Genomic DNA, 14,549 nt, shown 5'->3' with positions numbered 1-14,549 from the left:
CGTTTCCACCGTTGCCACCACTACCGGCGACGGCGCCGCCGGAGCCGCCGGAGCCGCCCGTTCCGCCGCTGCCGTTGCCGAAGCCGACATCTGAACTGTTGCCGCCGTTGCCGCCGTTGCCGCCAGTGCCCACCAGGGCGCCACCGGGACCGCTGTCGCCGCCGTCACCGCCAACGGCGCCGAATCCACCGGAGGCGTTGCCGCCGGTACCGCCGTTACCGCTGTTGCCGGCCAAGCCGGCGTTGCCACTGTCGCCGCCGGCCCCTCCGGTAGCCGTGAATCCACTCGCGTTGCCGCCGTTGCCGCCGTCGCCGCTGTTGCCGATCAACCCGGAGTTGCCGCCGCCGCCGCCAGCACCACCAGTACCACCGAGAAATGCGGACACAGCACCGTTTCCGCCGTCACCACCGTCGCCCGCCACTAATCCGCCATTGCCTCCGGTGCCGCCGTCGTGGGTGCCACCAAGCAGGTCGGGTGCGCCGTTGCCGCCGCTACCGCCGGCGCCGAGCAGTCCAGCGTTGCCGCCATCGCCACCACTGCCACCGAGCAATCCCGCGCCCCCGCCGCTACCACCGTTGCCTGCGTTGCCAAGCACGATGCCGCTATTACCGCCAGTACCACCGTCACCGCCCAGCAAGCCGCCAGCCCCGCCGCTGCCGCCGTCGCCGATCAGACCGGCATTGCCACCGTGGCCGCCCGTGCCGACCAACAACGAGGTGCCGCCGCCGCCGCCGTCGCCGAACAGCAGTCCGCCGTTGCCCCCATTGCCACCGTTACCGCCGACCGAGAGAATGCCGCCGTTGCCGCCGTTGCCAATGAGGCCAGCGCTACCGCCGTTGGCGAAGAGGCTGCTGCCACCGCTGCCGAACAGCAATCCACCGTTGCCGCCGTTCTGGCCCGGCAATAGGCCGGGGGCACCGTTGCCGATCAGCAGACCGCCGTTTTGACCAGGGAGGAATCCGTTACCTATGAGGCCACCCGTGAAGATCAGAGTGAATGGATTGCCAAGAAGGGGCGCCGTCAACGCGTCACCCAGGCCAATGACCGCTCGCGTCCCACCGATGACGGCGACTGTCCCCTGATTGAGACCGCCAATGGTCAATTGGGTAGTGCCTGTCAATGCAGTGCAGAAGATCGTCGGGCATGGCGGAGCGGGCGCTGCGGCTGCTGTCCCGGTGCCAAAACCGCCGACCAATCCCGCCGTGACCGCTGCGCCGACGATCGCGGTGCCGGCCGCCCGCTTTGCGGCCCGCCTGCGCGCTGTCACCTGGGCGCGATGCCTATTGGGTGTAGGAGCCTTATTCACTTCGCCGATCCCCTCCAGATCTGGATATATGGGTCCAGATATGTGCTTCTACCGCCCCAAAGCAGCGCCGCTTTTGCGACAGACCAGGTCTTGCTTCGAACGTCCCGTTCGACTCACCGGCCCCGTTGGTCAACGCGACCGTCCCGCAAATCCAAATTCGATCTTGAGCCATTCAGAAGCGCAATCTCGGTTTTGCTCCTCGGGAGCTGTGAGCAAGGTAACAGGTTGCTGGCAGACTTATATATGCGTTGACGGAATCATTCCGCTGGGTAGCGGCGGGGATGGCACGGAGGGCGTTGCCACTAGACCGTTGCGTTTGCTTGTTTGGCCGATAAGGGAGTTCGCGCAGCGGGCCAGCTCGCGACTGGCAAAAACGCGGGCAGGCGATGCGAATCGCCGATAACATCGGCGCCATGCCGGAACCCACTGATCCTGACCCGTCCGTGAGCCATGACCATCGGCAACGAGACGGCGTGGGTTCCCGTACACCGCTTTTGGCAGTTTTCATTGTTGCCTTGATTGCGCTCGGTCTGGCGACGTGGGCTTTGCTAAGGCCTCCACCGCACGTTAGCTCCGCAGGAGACGGCGTCGCTTACACCGACGCCCAGCGGGCGGAGGGCAAAACCACGATCTGTTCAGCGTTCGATACCGTGCGAAAGGGTGTCACGCTGAATACCAACCTGCAGGCGCCCGACGGCGCCGATGTCGTTGGATCCCTGGCAGTGGCTGCCAATGCTCGAGTATCGCTTTATGACGGCGGCCAATACCTATTAGCGCGGCTCGCACCGGCAACGGCACCGGAATTGGCGGATGCAGTCCGATCCTTCGCCAACAATTTGATGGACATCGGTGCCGCCGCCACTGCGGGCGTCGTCAATTCCGAGCCTGCACAGGCTGCGCGGTTGCGCGACGCCGATGCGTTGAACACGACCATTGTTGGGTTGTGCCAGTAAGAACACGATGCGCCCATTCGAGACTCCGCTCGAATGGGCGCGTCGCCGTCACGTGGTAGCGGCACGGCGCATGAACGACAGCACTACGGCGGCGGTGCCGAACAACCCCGAGAAGATCCGATTCAGGATGGTCTGCTGACGCGGCGTGTGCAGCCGTTCGACCAGTCGCGCCGCCAAGCCGGTGTAGAGGCCCATCACGACGAGGTCGACGGCGACCATGGTCGCTCCGACGGCGAGGTACTGCGGCAGCAACGGCGCCGTCGGGACCACGAACTGCGGCAGCACGGCAAGGAAGAACACCAGGCTCTTGGGGTTCGTCGCGTTGACGAGGAAGCCCCTTGCCGCGAGTGACAGCCGCCCACCGTCGACCGCTGCTCCGATCTGGGTGCGCAGATCCGTCTTCACCGAACGCCATTGCCGCACGGCGAGGTAGAGGAGATACAGCACACCGATCCACTTGATCACGTGGAAGGCGGTGATCGAGCTGGCGACGGCCGCGCCGACGCCGATGGCGACGAGCGTGAGCTGAAGCATCAGGCCGATCTCCATGCCGAGGATGTTCCAGTAGCCGCGCCGCACCCCGTGTTTGAGGCCGGTGGCCATCGACTGAATCGCGCCTGCGCCGGGGGACAGCGCGATCAAGATCGCGGCGCCGACGAACGCCAGCCAAACCTCCAGTGCCATGGCGGAGACTTCAGGAGACGTCTGCGACGAAGGTGCCCTGACGCTTGGCAAGCATCTGGGGGATGCGCGGGAGGGTGGTGTCGACCGTGCCCGCCGGAAGTACGCGGGGGTTGACCAGGTGCAGATCCTTGCGCCCGACGTGGATGTCTGCCTCACCCGCCGCCAGCACGTTCTTGACCCAGTTGGTCTTGCCGTGGACCAACCCGATCGCCAGCACGCTGCCCTTGCGGTAGGCCGTGACGATGGTCTCGTACTCCTTGCCTGAGGTGCGGCCGCGGTGCTTGATCACCGCGAAGCCCGGCATCCGCTTCGACAACGGCCGGATCAGCGGGTTGACGTATTTGATCTGGAATCGCTCGAGCCACACCGGAATGATCATCGGCACGCCAGGAGCGTGGTTGGGGTGGTCTTCGCGTGATGTTGACGGTGACATGGCGGCTCCCGGATTCTGATTTGTGCTGCCTGGGACAATAGACGGTGTGAATCCTTCGTCCGTGCTCATGTCCCGCATCGACCTGCGGGGCGAGCAGCTGTCCGCCGCGCGGCTGCGTGCCGTGCTGCCGCGCGGCGGAGTCGACGTCGACGCGGTGGTGCCGAAGGTGCGCCCGATCGTCGATGCGGTCATCGAGCGCGGCGCCCAGGCGGCCCTCGAGTACGGCGAGACGTTCGACGGAGTGCGCCCGGACAGCGTCCGGGTCGCCGTGGCCCGCCTCGACGAGGCACTCGCCGAGCTAGATCCCAGCGTCCGCGCCGCCCTCGAGGTCGCGATCGAACGGACGCGTGCCGTGCACGCCGACCAGAGGCGCACCGACAACACGACGACGCTGGCACCAGGTGCGACGGTGACCGAGCGGTGGGTACCCGTGGAACGCGTCGGCCTCTACGTCCCCGGCGGCAACGCCGTCTACCCGTCGAGCGTCGTGATGAACGTGGTGCCCGCACAGATCGCGGGAGTGGACTCCTTGGTGATCGCGAGCCCGCCGCAGGCCGAATTCGGCGGACTTCCGCACCCGACGATCCTGGCCGCCGCCCGCATGCTCGGCGTCGAAGAGGTGTGGGCCGTCGGCGGTGCGCAGGCCGTCGCGCTGCTCGCGCACGGCGGCACCGACACCGATGGCACCGAGCTCGCGCCGGTCGACATGATCACCGGACCCGGAAACATCTACGTCACCGCCGCCAAGCGGATCTGCCGCTCGCAGGTTGGCATCGATGCCGAGGCTGGCCCGACGGAGATCGCCATCCTCGCCGACCACTCCGCCGATCCCGGCCACCTCGCCGCCGATTTGATCAGCCAGGCCGAACACGACGAGATGGCCGCATCGGTTCTCGTCACGACGAGCTCCGAGCTGGCGGACGCTACCGACGCCGAGGTCGCCGCACAACTGAAGACCACCGTGCACCGGGAACGTGTGACCGCTGCACTCACGGGCCGCCAATCGGCCATCGTGCTCGTCGACGACCTCGACGCCGGACTACGAACGGTCAACGCCTACGCGGCCGAGCACCTGGAGATCCAGACCGTCGACGCCGCGGCCATCGCGGCCCGAGTACGTTCTGCCGGTGCGATATTCGTGGGTCCCTGGTCCCCGGTCAGCCTCGGTGACTACTGCGCTGGTTCGAACCACGTGCTGCCCACCGCCGGATGCGCACGGCACTCCAGTGGACTGTCGGTGCAGACGTTCCTGCGCGGCATCCACGTCGTCGACTACACGGAGGCCGCTCTGAAGGACGTGTCGGGATACGTCATCACTTTGGCACAGGCCGAGAACCTGCCCGCCCACGGCGAAGCAGTCCGACGGAGGTTCGAGAAGCAATGAGCGCCAGCAACATCACGCTCGCCGATCTTCCGCTGCGAGACAACTTGCGCGGCAAGTCGCCGTACGGCGCACCTCAGCTCTCGGTTCCGGTGCGGCTCAACACGAATGAGAATCCGCACCCGCCGACTCAGGCGCTCGTCGACGACGTCGCCGACTCGGTGCGCGACGCCGCGTCCGAACTGCACAGGTACCCGGACCGAGACGCGCTGGCCCTGCGGACCGATCTCGCTGCCTACCTCAGTGCGCAGACCGGTGTCGAACTGACGACTGCGAATCTCTGGGCGGCCAACGGCTCCAACGAGATTCTGCAGCAGCTGCTTCAGGCCTTCGGCGGACCGGGTCGCAGCGCGATCGGCTTCGTCCCGTCGTACTCGATGCATCCAATCATCTCGGACGGCACGCAGACCGACTGGCTGGAGGCGAAGCGTTCCGATGACTTCGGCCTCGACGTGGACGTCGCGGTCGCCGCGATCACCGACCGTCGGCCCGACGTCGTGTTCCTCGCCAGTCCCAACAACCCGTCGGGCCAGAGTGTTGCGCTCGAAGACCTGCGCCGACTGCTCGACGTCGCGCCTGGCATCGTGATCGTCGACGAGGCCTACGGTGAGTTCTCGTCACAACCAAGCGCTGTGCGGTTGCTGGCGGACTACCCGGCCTCGCTGATCGTCACCCGCACGATGAGCAAGGCCTTCGCATTCGCGGGTGGTCGCCTCGGCTACCTCATCGCCGATCCCGCCGTCGTCGATGCGTTGCTTCTGGTCCGGCTGCCGTACCACCTGTCCTCGATCACGCAGGTGGCCGCGCGCGCTGCGCTGCGGCATGCCGATGACACGCTCGGCAGCGTCGCCAAGTTGATCGCCGAACGCAATCGAGTATCGAAAGCCCTGACGGGCCTGGGGTTCCGCGTCATTCCCAGCGACGCCAACTTCATCTTGTTCGGTGACTTCGCTGACGCGCCGAGGGCGTGGCAACGCTATCTGGACGCAGGCGTGCTCATCAGGGACGTCGGCATCCCTGGCTTCCTACGCGCCACCACCGGTCTCGCCGCCGAGAACGACGTGCTGCTCGACACGAGCGCCGAACTGGCCGAATCCGAACTCACCTCGTCCATCAACGGCACAGCCGACCACAGCAGCCCAGTAGGAGCTCCATGACCACCCCGGTGACCCGTCGCGCCCGCGTCGAACGCAAGACCAAGGAATCCGACATCGTCGTCGAGCTCGACCTCGATGGCACCGGCATCACGGACATCAGCACCGGCGTGCCCTTCTACGACCACATGTTGACGTCGCTGGGCAGCCACGCCAGCTTCGACTTGACTGTCCACGCCGAGGGTGACGTCGACATCGAGGCGCATCACACGGTCGAGGACACCGCAATCGTGCTCGGTCAGGCCCTCGCCGAAGCGCTCGGCGACAAGAGGGGTATCCGCCGATTCGGCGATGCCTTCATCCCGATGGACGAGACGCTGGCCCATGCCTCCGTCGACGTGTCGGGCCGGCCGTACTGCGTGCACACCGGCGAACCGGATCACATGCTGCACAGCACCATTGCGGGCAGCTCGGTGCCCTATCACACGGTCATCAACCGACACGTCTTCGAGTCGTTGGCGATGAACGCAAGGATCGCACTGCACGTTCGCACGCTCTACGGCCGCGATCCGCACCACATCACCGAGGCGCAGTACAAGGCGGTGGCCCGCGCGCTGCGCCAAGCCGTCGAGCCTGATCCGCGGGTATCCGGCGTGCCGTCGACGAAGGGCAGTTTGTGACGGCGAAAGTCGTTGTCCTCGATTACGGCTCGGGCAACCTGCGCTCGGCTCAGCGTGCTCTGGAGCGGGTCGGCGCGCAGGTCGAGGTGACGGCGGACCCCGCTGCCGCGGCGGCCGCGGATGGTCTGGTGGTTCCCGGCGTCGGTGCCTACGAGGCGTGCATGACGGGCCTGCGTGCGGTGAGCGGCGAGAAGATCGTCGCCGAGCGACTGGCCAAGGGGCATCCCGTCCTTGGTATCTGCGTCGGCATGCAGATCCTCTTCAGCCGCGGCGTCGAATTCGGCGTGGAAAGCGTCGGTTGCGGTCAGTGGCCGGGATCTGTCGTGCGGCTGGATGCCCCGGTGATCCCGCACATGGGCTGGAACGTGGTCGACGCGGCACCGGGCAGCGTGCTCTTCAAGGGTCTCGACGCCGATACCCGCTTCTACTTCGTGCATTCCTACGCCGCCCAGCAGTGGGAGGGTGACGCCGACGCGTTGCTGACGTGGGCGACGCACCACGTGCCGTTCCTGGCGGCAGTGGAGGACGGCGCCCTGTGCGCCACACAGTTTCATCCGGAGAAGAGTGGCGACGCCGGCGCGACGCTGCTCGCCAATTGGGTCGAGGGGCTCTCATCGTGATTCGGCGGGCAGGAGCGAAGCGACTAGGGAAAGAGGGACTGGCGTGCCAGCCGAAAAGAGATTGATCCTGCTGCCTGCGGTCGACGTGGTCGACGGCAAGGCCGTCCGCCTGGTTCAGGGGGTGGCTGGCAGTGAAACCGACTACGGCTCCGCACTCGACGCCGCGATGCAATGGCAGACCGACGGCGCCGAGTGGATTCATCTCGTAGACCTCGACGCGGCCTTCGGTCGCGGGTCCAACCGCGAGCTGCTCGCTGAAGTGATCGGAAAGCTCGAGGTCGCCGTCGAGCTCTCGGGTGGCATCCGTGACGACGAGTCGTTGGCCGCCGCACTCGATGCGGGGTGCGCCAGGGTCAACCTCGGTACCGCGGCGCTGGAGAATCCGCAGTGGTGCGCACGGGTGATGTCCGAGCATGGCGACAAGATCGCCGTTGGTCTCGACGTCAAGCTCGAAGACGGTCGATACCGGCTGCGTGGGCGCGGTTGGGAGACCGACGGTGGAGACCTGTGGCCGGTGCTGGAACGACTCGATGCGGAAGGCTGCTCGCGGTTCGTCGTCACCGACGTCACGAAGGACGGCACCCTCAACGGTCCGAATCTCGAACTGCTTGCCGGTGTCGCCGAACGCACCGACGCGCCCGTCATCGCCTCGGGTGGGGTGTCCAGCCTCGATGATCTGCGCGCCATCGCGACCCTGACCGGCGTCGGCGTCGAAGGTGCCATCGTCGGGAAGGCGCTGTACGCAGGACGATTCACCCTTCCCGAAGCCCTCGCCGCGGTGAGTCGGTAGACCGGGATGGCGTTGGACGACGCTGAGCTCGCTGGGCTCGTCGCCGAGGCCACGGTCATCCTCGATGCGGCTGCCAAGCCATTCGTTGCCGGCCATCGCGCACAGTCAGCGGTACAGAAGAAGGGCAACGACTTCGCCACCGAGGTCGACCTTGCGATCGAACGCCAAGTGGTCCAGGCGCTCGAAGACGCCACCGGAATCGGGGTGCACGGTGAGGAATTCGGTGGCGCCCCGATCGATTCGCACCTGGTGTGGATCCTCGATCCCATCGACGGCACCTTCAACTATGCCGCGGGCCTGCCGACGGCCGCGATCCTGCTCGGCTTGCTGCGCGACGGGGTACCGGTCGCCGGACTCACGTGGCTGCCGTTCACCGATGTGCGTTACACGGCCATCGAGGGCGGTCCGTTGTACGCCAATGGAATTGCCCAGCCTGCGCTCAAGGCAGCCGACTTGAGCGAGTCGATCGTCGGCGTTGGGACCTTCAACATCGATTCGCGCGGCGTGTTTCCCGGCCGCTACCGGGTGGCGACCCTCGAGCAGTTGAGCCGCCGCTGTTCGAGGATCCGGATGCATGGTTCTACCGGGATCGACCTCGCCTACACCGCTGCGGGTGTGCTCGGCGGGGCCATCAGCTTCGGCCACCACGTGTGGGATCATGCCGCGGGAGTGGCACTGGTCCGCGCAGCCGGGGGAGTCGTCACCGACCTCGAAGGCAACGAGTGGACGCCGACGTCGCGTTCGGCGTTGGCCGGTGAACCCCGCGTGCACGCGCAGATCCTCGAGATCGCGGCGTCGGTCGGCTCACCAGGAGAGTACTGAACATGGGTGTCGCCGTCCGCGTGATCCCGTGCCTTGACGTCGATGACGGCCGGGTGGTCAAGGGGGTCAACTTCGAGAACCTCAGGGATGCAGGTGATCCCGTCGAGTTGGCGGCGGCCTACGACGCCGAGGGTGCCGACGAGCTGACCTTCCTCGACGTGACGGCGTCGTCATCGGGTCGCTCGACGATGCTCGAGGTCGTGCGCCGTACGGCCGAGCAGGTTTTCATTCCGCTCACCGTCGGCGGCGGCGTGCGGTCGGTCGCCGACGTCGACACCCTGCTGCGGGCGGGCGCCGACAAGGTGTCGGTCAACACCGCGGCCATCGCGCGCCCCGAACTCCTCGCTGAACTGTCACGGCAATTCGGGTCGCAGTGCATCGTGCTCTCCGTCGACGCCCGGACCGTGCCAGACGGGTCGGAGCCGACGCCGTCGGGCTGGGAGGTCACCACTCACGGCGGACGGCGCGGTACGGCTATCGACGCCATTGAGTGGGCGCGCCGCGGCGCGGAACTCGGTGTCGGCGAGATCCTGCTCAACTCGATGGACGCCGACGGCACCAAGGCCGGTTTCGACCTACGGATGCTCCGGGCGGTGCGCGCGGCGGTGACGGTCCCGGTGATCGCCAGCGGTGGCGCGGGCGCGGTGGACCACTTCGCGCCAGCGGTGCAGGCCGGGGCCGATGCGGTGTTGGCGGCCACCATCTTTCACTTCAAGGAGCTCACCATCGGGCAGGTGAAGGCGGCGATGGCGGCGGAAGGGATCGTGGTGAGGTGACGGAACAACTGGACGGATCGATCGCCAGCCGACTGAAGCGCGACGCGAACGGCCTGTTCGTCGCCGTCGCGCAGGAGCGCGGCACCGGCCAGGTGCTGATGGTGGCGTGGATGAACGACGACGCGCTGGCCCACACGCTGGCGACCCGCAGGGCGACCTACTACTCGCGCTCGCGTGGCGAGCAATGGGTGAAGGGCGAGACGTCGGGTCACACGCAGCACGTGCATTCGGTGCGGCTGGATTGCGACGGCGACACCGTGCTACTGGAGGTCGACCAGGTCGGGGCCGCGTGCCACACCGGTGACCACACCTGCTTCGACGCCGACGAGATCCTGGCCCCCGAGGGCTGACGCCCTACCGGCGGTCGTCGGGCCGCGTCATCCCGAACATCGACTCGGGGCCGATCTCGGCGTAGGCGGTGGGTCCGCCGGCGCGCAGGATGGGATGGGCGGCCGCTGTGTCGTACACCCCGTCGACCAGAAGGTGCTTGTCGATGTGAACGGCGACGACCTGGCCGATGACCAGCCAAGCGGAGACGTCGGCGCCATCGAGGTCGCGGAGTTGAATCAGCTGTGTCAGTTGGCATTCGAAGTTGACCGGGCTCTCGAGCACCCGAGGTGGGGCGATCAACGTCGATGGCACCGGTGTGAGCCCGCCGCGGACGAACTCGTCTTCCCCGGTGGGGATCGACGCCGACGTCTCGTTCATCGCCTCGGCCAGTGGCCGGGTGGCGAGGTTCCAGACGAACTCGCCGTTGCCCTCGATGTTGGCGACGCTGTCCTTCCACCCGACGGACGAGAAGCCGATCAGCGGCGGCCGATAGTTGAACGCGTTGAAGAAGCTGTACGGCGCGAGGTTCGGCACGCCGGTGGCGCTCAGCGAGGAGATCCAACCGATCGGACGCGGTCCGACGATGGCGTTGAGCGGGTCGTGGGGGAGCCCCGTACCGTCAGCCACCCGATAGTGGTGGGCGTCGTGGCCGGCCATCCGCGTCAGACGTCCATCCGGGTCGCCTTGGCCCGCGCGGTCCAGCGACCGTCGTGGTATCCCACTTGAACCGGGTGCGAGAACGCCGCAGTGACGTTCTCGGTGTTGACGGTCTCCAGTGCCGTTCCACTCGCCACGGTTCGTCCCTCGGCGATCAGCAGCGCGTGGGTCGTCGTACTCGGGAGTTCCTCGAGGTGGTGTGTGACCAGTATCGACGCGACGTCGGGATGGGCGTCGCCGAGTGAGTCGATGGTCTCCAAGAGTTGCTCGCGGGCGGCGACGTCGAGGCCGGTCGACGGCTCGTCGAGCAGAAGCAGACGTGGACCCGAGATCAGCGCCCGCGCAATCAGAGTGCGGCCCCGCTCGCCTTGGGACAGCGTTGGCCACACGCTGTCGGCGATTCGAGTCAGCCCGACGGTTTCGATCATGACGTCGGCGCGGCTGAGGTCGTCGGCGCTTGGCGTCCAACGCAGTGGCAGGTCGTTGGTGCCCGAGATGCCCGTCAGCACCACCTCACGCACGGTCCGCGGGTATTGCAGGCGATGGCGCGGGTTGACGTGACCGATCGAGCGACGAAGCGCCGCGAGGTCGGTCCGGCCCATCTGTTCGCCGAGCACCCGAACGCTGCCGGAACTGGGAAAGGTGACGGCGCCGCAGAAGCCGAGCAGCGTGCTCTTGCCTGCCCCGTTGGGGCCAAGGAGTGCCCAGTGCTCACCTTCGTTGACGGTCAGCGAGATGCCATCGATGATCTGCTTGCCGTCGCGACGGAAGGTCACATCGTCAAGCTGCAGAACGGGTTTCACTTGGCGCGCAGCACCTCGAGCGCCTTGTCGGCGTGACTGTCCATGCTGAGCTCACTGGCGATGACGTCGAGCACGGTGCGGTCGGTATCGATGACGAAGGTGGTCCGCTTGACCGGCATCAGCTTGCCGAGCAGTCCACGCTTGACTCCGAACTGTGTGGCCACCGTGCCGTCGGCGTCGGAAAGCAGCGGATAGTCGAACTTCTGCATCTCGGCGAACTTCGCCTGCTTGTCCACCGCATCTGTCGAGATTCCGACGCGGTTCGCCCCGACCGAGGCGAACTCCGACGCGAGATCGCGGAAGTGGCACGCCTCCTTGGTGCAACCGGGCGTCATGGCCGCCGGATAGAAGAACAGCACGATCGGGCCGTCTGCGAGCAAGCTCGTCAGACTCCGGACAGTGCCGGTCTGATCGGGGAGTTCGAACTCGGCAACCCGGTCACCCTGCTTGATAGGTGTCACGGGCGCCTACGCTACGCCCGCCATCTCGAGGCCGTCTGGGAGGATTGTCCCGTGCAAGCAATAGGAGACCTCGCCGTCACCACCTCACGCGAGGACTTCCGGGCGCTGGCCGCCGAGCACCGAGTGGTTCCCGTAACGCGAAAGGTGCTCGCGGACAGCGAGACGCCGCTGTCGGCGTACCGCAAGCTCGCCGCCAACCGGCCAGGGACGTTCCTGCTCGAATCCGCGGAGAACGGCCGGTCCTGGTCGCGGTGGTCGTTCATCGGCGCGGGAGCCCCGTCCGCACTCACGGTGCGTGACGACGAGGCGGTGTGGCTCGGCGTCACGCCGCAGGATGCGCCGAGCGGCGGTGATCCGCTGGCTGCACTGCGGGCCACGCTGGACCTGCTGTCCACGGCGACGGTGCCCGGGCTGCCGCCTCTGTCCAGTGGCCTCGTCGGGTTCTTCGCCTACGACATGGTGCGCAGGCTGGAACGGCTGCCCGAACTCGCGGTCGACGATCTGCAGCTACCCGACATGCTGCTGCTGCTCGCCACCGACATCGCCGCCGTCGACCATCACGAGGGCACCATCACCTTGATCGCCAACGCGGTGAACTGGAATGGCACCGACGAGCGGGTGGACTGGGCCTACGACGACGCGCTGGCCCGAGTGGATGTCATGACGGCGGCGTTGGGCGAGCCATTGGTGTCGGCGGTGGCGACGTTCAGCAGGCCTGCGCCGGTGCACCGGTCCCAGCGCACCGTCGAGGAGTACACGGCGATCGTGGACCGGCTCGTCGGCGACATCGAAGCGGGTGAAGCATTTCAGGTGGTGCCGTCTCAGCGTTTCGAGATGGACACACCCGCCGATCCCATCGACGTCTACCGAATGCTGCGGGTGACCAACCCGAGCCCGTACATGTATCTCTTGAACGTTCCGAATGACGCTGGGGAGCTTGACTTTTCGATCGTCGGATCGAGTCCGGAGGCCCTGGTCACCGTCACCGACGGCAAGGCGACGACCCATCCGATCGCGGGTACCCGTTGGCGGGGCGCGACCGAGGAGGACGACGTTCTGCTTGAGAAGGAACTCCTGTCCGACGAGAAGGAGCGGGCCGAGCACCTGATGTTGGTCGATCTCGGCCGCAATGATCTCGGACGGGTCTGCATCCCCGGTACGGTGCGCGTCGAGGACTACAGCCACATCGAGCGCTACAGCCACGTCATGCACCTGGTGTCGACGGTGACGGGCCACTTGGCCGAGGGCAAGACCGCCCTCGATGCGGTCACGGCCTGCTTTCCGGCCGGAACGCTTTCGGGAGCCCCGAAGGTGCGCGCGATGGAACTCATCGAAGAGGTCGAGAAGACGCGCCGCGGTCTGTACGGCGGTGTTCTCGGATACCTCGATTTCGCGGGAAATGCCGACTTCGCCATCGCCATCAGGACGGCGCTGATGCGTGACGGCACGGCATACGTGCAGGCCGGCGGAGGTGTAGTCGCCGACTCGAACGGCCCATACGAGTTCAACGAGGCGGCGAGCAAGGCGCGTGCGGTGCTCAGTGCGATCGCGGCCGCAGAAACGCTGGGGGAGCCATGACCCGCGTCGCACAGCTGCTCCTGGTGCTCACCGGGTTGGCGCTGTGGGTGGCATCACGGATGCCCTGGGTGGACGTCACCTCGTTCGATGGCCTCGGACAGCCGAAGGCGACGACGCTGAACGGCGCGACCTGGTCGACGGCGCTGGTGCCGCTGGCGCTCGTCGCACTGGCCGCGGCGGTGGCCGCCTTGGCGGTGCGCGGCTGGGTTCTGCGACTCGTCGGCGTCCTGGTCGCCGTCGCGACGGTCGGGATGGGCTATCTCGGCGTTGGGCTGTGGGTCATCCGCGACGTCGCGGTCCGTGCGGCGGACCTCGCGCAGATCCCGGTGACCGCGCTGATCGGCACCCAGCGCCACTACTGGGGCGCAGGGCTGACGCTGGTGGCCGCCGTGTGCGCGCTGGCCGGCGCAGTCCTGCTGGTGCGGTCGGCGGCGAAGGCCGGACCGGCAGCCGAGAAGGCCACGGGGAAGTACCTGGCACCTGCGGCAAAGCGCGAGGCCGCGCGGCAGGAAAGCGCCGGTGACGGAATGTCCGAGCGGATGATCTGGGATGCCCTCGATGAGGGGCGCGACCCGACGACTTCGGACAACGAGGGGCGGTGATAGCCCGTGCGGCGCTGGCGACTACCCTTCGATGGAAAGTTCATCTGGGCACTTCCAGAGGGCACGAAGGAGAGCGACGGCTGATGAGTTCGGGGACCGTGCTCGACTCGATCATCGAGGGAGTTCGAGCCGACGTCGCCGCCCGCGAGGCCGTCGTCAGCTTGACCGACATCAAGCAGAGGGCCAAGGACGCCCGGCCCGCGCTGGACGTGCTGGCTGCGCTGCGCGCCGACGGCATCGGCGTCATCGCAGAGGTCAAGCGCGCCAGTCCGTCGCGTGGCGAGCTGGCCACCATCTCGGACCCCGCAGAGTTGGCCCGTGCCTACCAAGCCGGCGGAGCCAGGATCATCAGCGTCCTCACCGAGCAGCGTCGGTTCAACGGCTCGCTCGACGATCTCGACGCCGTGCGGGCAGCGGTCACGATTCCCGTGCTGCGCAAGGACTTCATCGTCGGCCCGTACCAGATCCACGAGGCTCGCGCCCACGGCGCGGACATGGTGCTGCTGATCGTCGCGGCGCTGGAGCAGTCCGCGTTGGTGTCGATGATCGATCGCACGGAATCGCTTGGCATGACCGCAC

Annotated in this window: 17 protein-coding genes and 1 pseudogene; 12 read left to right on the top strand and 6 right to left on the bottom strand. The window is 67.1% G+C overall.

Going from position 1 to position 14,549, the window contains the following annotated elements; translation table 11 throughout:
- Nucleotides 1-1,267, bottom strand: a pseudogene (locus QOD90_RS27565) (PE family protein); the annotation flags it as partial.
- Nucleotides 1,268-1,719: 452 nt separating this feature from the next.
- Between QOD90_RS27565 and QOD90_RS27560 the strand changes: the two are divergent.
- A complete protein-coding gene (locus tag QOD90_RS27560; protein WP_526355060.1) occupies nt 1,720-2,259 on the top strand; it encodes a hypothetical protein in 540 nt (179 codons plus the stop codon).
- Between the two features lie 48 nt (nt 2,260-2,307).
- On the opposite strand, the gene QOD90_RS27555 is transcribed toward QOD90_RS27560, so the two are convergent.
- A complete protein-coding gene (locus QOD90_RS27555; protein ID WP_526355058.1) occupies nt 2,308-2,943 on the bottom strand; it encodes a LysE family translocator in 636 nt (211 codons plus the stop codon).
- A gap of 10 nt (nt 2,944-2,953) precedes the next feature.
- Nucleotides 2,954-3,376 carry a nitroreductase family deazaflavin-dependent oxidoreductase gene (locus QOD90_RS27550; RefSeq protein ID WP_526355056.1) on the bottom strand — a complete coding sequence of 141 codons (423 nt, stop codon included), beginning with the start codon at nt 3,374-3,376 and terminating at the stop codon, nt 2,954-2,956.
- Nucleotides 3,377-3,443: 67 nt separating this feature from the next.
- Here QOD90_RS27550 and hisD point away from each other — a divergent pair, with 67 nt between their 5' ends.
- The 8 genes from hisD to hisI all read left to right on the top strand — a co-directional run bounded on the left by hisD (nt 3,444) and on the right by hisI (nt 9,889).
- A complete protein-coding gene (gene hisD, locus QOD90_RS27545) occupies nt 3,444-4,760 on the top strand; it encodes a histidinol dehydrogenase (RefSeq protein ID WP_526355070.1) in 1,317 nt (438 codons plus the stop codon).
- The gene (locus QOD90_RS27540) at nt 4,757-5,914 is read left to right on the top strand and encodes a histidinol-phosphate transaminase (RefSeq protein ID WP_526355054.1); all 1,158 of its coding nucleotides are present in this window, start codon (nt 4,757-4,759) and stop codon (nt 5,912-5,914) included. Before hisD ends, QOD90_RS27540 begins: the two co-directional genes overlap by 4 nt.
- A complete protein-coding gene (gene hisB / locus QOD90_RS27535; RefSeq protein WP_526355052.1) occupies nt 5,911-6,531 on the top strand; it encodes an imidazoleglycerol-phosphate dehydratase HisB in 621 nt (206 codons plus the stop codon). The genes QOD90_RS27540 and hisB overlap by 4 nt, the downstream gene beginning before the upstream one ends.
- A complete protein-coding gene (hisH, locus tag QOD90_RS27530; protein WP_526355050.1) occupies nt 6,528-7,151 on the top strand; it encodes an imidazole glycerol phosphate synthase subunit HisH in 624 nt (207 codons plus the stop codon). Before hisB ends, hisH begins: the two co-directional genes overlap by 4 nt.
- A 61-nt stretch (nt 7,152-7,212) precedes the next feature.
- Nucleotides 7,213-7,941, top strand: coding sequence for a bifunctional 1-(5-phosphoribosyl)-5-((5-phosphoribosylamino)methylideneamino)imidazole-4-carboxamide isomerase/phosphoribosylanthranilate isomerase PriA (gene priA / locus QOD90_RS27525; protein WP_526355068.1), 729 nt, complete (start codon nt 7,213-7,215; stop codon nt 7,939-7,941).
- Between the two features lie 6 nt (nt 7,942-7,947).
- Nucleotides 7,948-8,763: an inositol monophosphatase family protein gene (locus QOD90_RS27520; protein WP_526355048.1), complete on the top strand. Its 816-nt coding sequence runs from the start codon at nt 7,948-7,950 to the stop codon at nt 8,761-8,763.
- A 2-nt stretch (nt 8,764-8,765) separates the two neighbouring features.
- Nucleotides 8,766-9,539: an imidazole glycerol phosphate synthase subunit HisF gene (gene hisF, locus QOD90_RS27515; RefSeq protein ID WP_526355046.1), complete on the top strand. Its 774-nt coding sequence runs from the start codon at nt 8,766-8,768 to the stop codon at nt 9,537-9,539.
- Between the two features lie 8 nt (nt 9,540-9,547).
- A complete protein-coding gene (gene hisI, locus QOD90_RS27510) occupies nt 9,548-9,889 on the top strand; it encodes a phosphoribosyl-AMP cyclohydrolase (protein ID WP_526355066.1) in 342 nt (113 codons plus the stop codon).
- A gap of 4 nt (nt 9,890-9,893) precedes the next feature.
- Here hisI and QOD90_RS27505 read toward each other — a convergent pair whose 3' ends face one another.
- Genes QOD90_RS27505 through QOD90_RS27495 form a run of 3 tightly spaced genes read right to left on the bottom strand, consistent with a single transcriptional unit; the run spans nt 9,894 to nt 11,781 of the window.
- Complete coding sequence (locus QOD90_RS27505; protein WP_526355044.1) at nt 9,894-10,526, bottom strand: flavin reductase family protein; 633 nt, start codon at nt 10,524-10,526, stop codon at nt 9,894-9,896.
- Between the two features lie 5 nt (nt 10,527-10,531).
- Nucleotides 10,532-11,329 carry an ABC transporter ATP-binding protein gene (locus tag QOD90_RS27500; protein WP_526355042.1) on the bottom strand — a complete coding sequence of 266 codons (798 nt, stop codon included), beginning with the start codon at nt 11,327-11,329 and terminating at the stop codon, nt 10,532-10,534.
- On the bottom strand, nt 11,326-11,781 hold the full coding sequence (locus QOD90_RS27495; RefSeq protein WP_526355064.1) for a peroxiredoxin: 456 nt from the start codon (nt 11,779-11,781) through the stop codon (nt 11,326-11,328). Before QOD90_RS27495 ends, QOD90_RS27500 begins: the two co-directional genes overlap by 4 nt.
- Nucleotides 11,782-11,850: 69 nt before the next feature.
- Here QOD90_RS27495 and QOD90_RS27490 point away from each other — a divergent pair, with 69 nt between their 5' ends.
- The 3 genes from QOD90_RS27490 to QOD90_RS27480 form a co-directional block, all read left to right on the top strand.
- Nucleotides 11,851-13,368, top strand: coding sequence for an anthranilate synthase component I (locus tag QOD90_RS27490; protein ID WP_526355062.1), 1,518 nt, complete (start codon nt 11,851-11,853; stop codon nt 13,366-13,368).
- The gene (locus QOD90_RS27485; RefSeq protein ID WP_526355040.1) at nt 13,365-13,970 is read left to right on the top strand and encodes a TIGR02234 family membrane protein; all 606 of its coding nucleotides are present in this window, start codon (nt 13,365-13,367) and stop codon (nt 13,968-13,970) included. Before QOD90_RS27490 ends, QOD90_RS27485 begins: the two co-directional genes overlap by 4 nt.
- Before the next feature lie 83 nt (nt 13,971-14,053).
- Nucleotides 14,054-14,549: indole-3-glycerol phosphate synthase TrpC (locus QOD90_RS27480; protein ID WP_526355038.1), on the top strand; the 496-nt coding region annotated here is incomplete at its 3' end.

Origin of the sequence: Mycobacterium sp., assembly GCF_032161845.1 — a bacterium.
In the GTDB taxonomy this organism is placed as follows: Bacteria; Actinomycetota; Actinomycetes; order Mycobacteriales; family Mycobacteriaceae; genus Mycobacterium.
This window is presented reverse-complemented; position numbering and strand designations above follow the sequence as displayed.

Bases quoted from the DNA above. Each gene is read 5' to 3' on its own strand.
- QOD90_RS27560 (WP_526355060.1), top strand. From the start codon at position 1,720: ATGCCGGAACCCACTGATCCTGACCCGTCCGTGAGCCATGACCATCGG.
- QOD90_RS27555 (WP_526355058.1), bottom strand. From the start codon at position 2,943: ATGGCACTGGAGGTTTGGCTGGCGTTCGTCGGCGCCGCGATCTTGATC.
- QOD90_RS27550 (WP_526355056.1), bottom strand. From the start codon at position 3,376: ATGTCACCGTCAACATCACGCGAAGACCACCCCAACCACGCTCCTGGC.
- hisD (WP_526355070.1), top strand. From the start codon at position 3,444: ATGTCCCGCATCGACCTGCGGGGCGAGCAGCTGTCCGCCGCGCGGCTG.
- QOD90_RS27540 (WP_526355054.1), top strand. From the start codon at position 4,757: ATGAGCGCCAGCAACATCACGCTCGCCGATCTTCCGCTGCGAGACAAC.
- hisB (WP_526355052.1), top strand. From the start codon at position 5,911: ATGACCACCCCGGTGACCCGTCGCGCCCGCGTCGAACGCAAGACCAAG.
- QOD90_RS27520 (WP_526355048.1), top strand. From the start codon at position 7,948: ATGGCGTTGGACGACGCTGAGCTCGCTGGGCTCGTCGCCGAGGCCACG.
- hisF (WP_526355046.1), top strand. From the start codon at position 8,766: ATGGGTGTCGCCGTCCGCGTGATCCCGTGCCTTGACGTCGATGACGGC.
- QOD90_RS27505 (WP_526355044.1), bottom strand. From the start codon at position 10,526: ATGGCCGGCCACGACGCCCACCACTATCGGGTGGCTGACGGTACGGGG.
- QOD90_RS27485 (WP_526355040.1), top strand. From the start codon at position 13,365: ATGACCCGCGTCGCACAGCTGCTCCTGGTGCTCACCGGGTTGGCGCTG.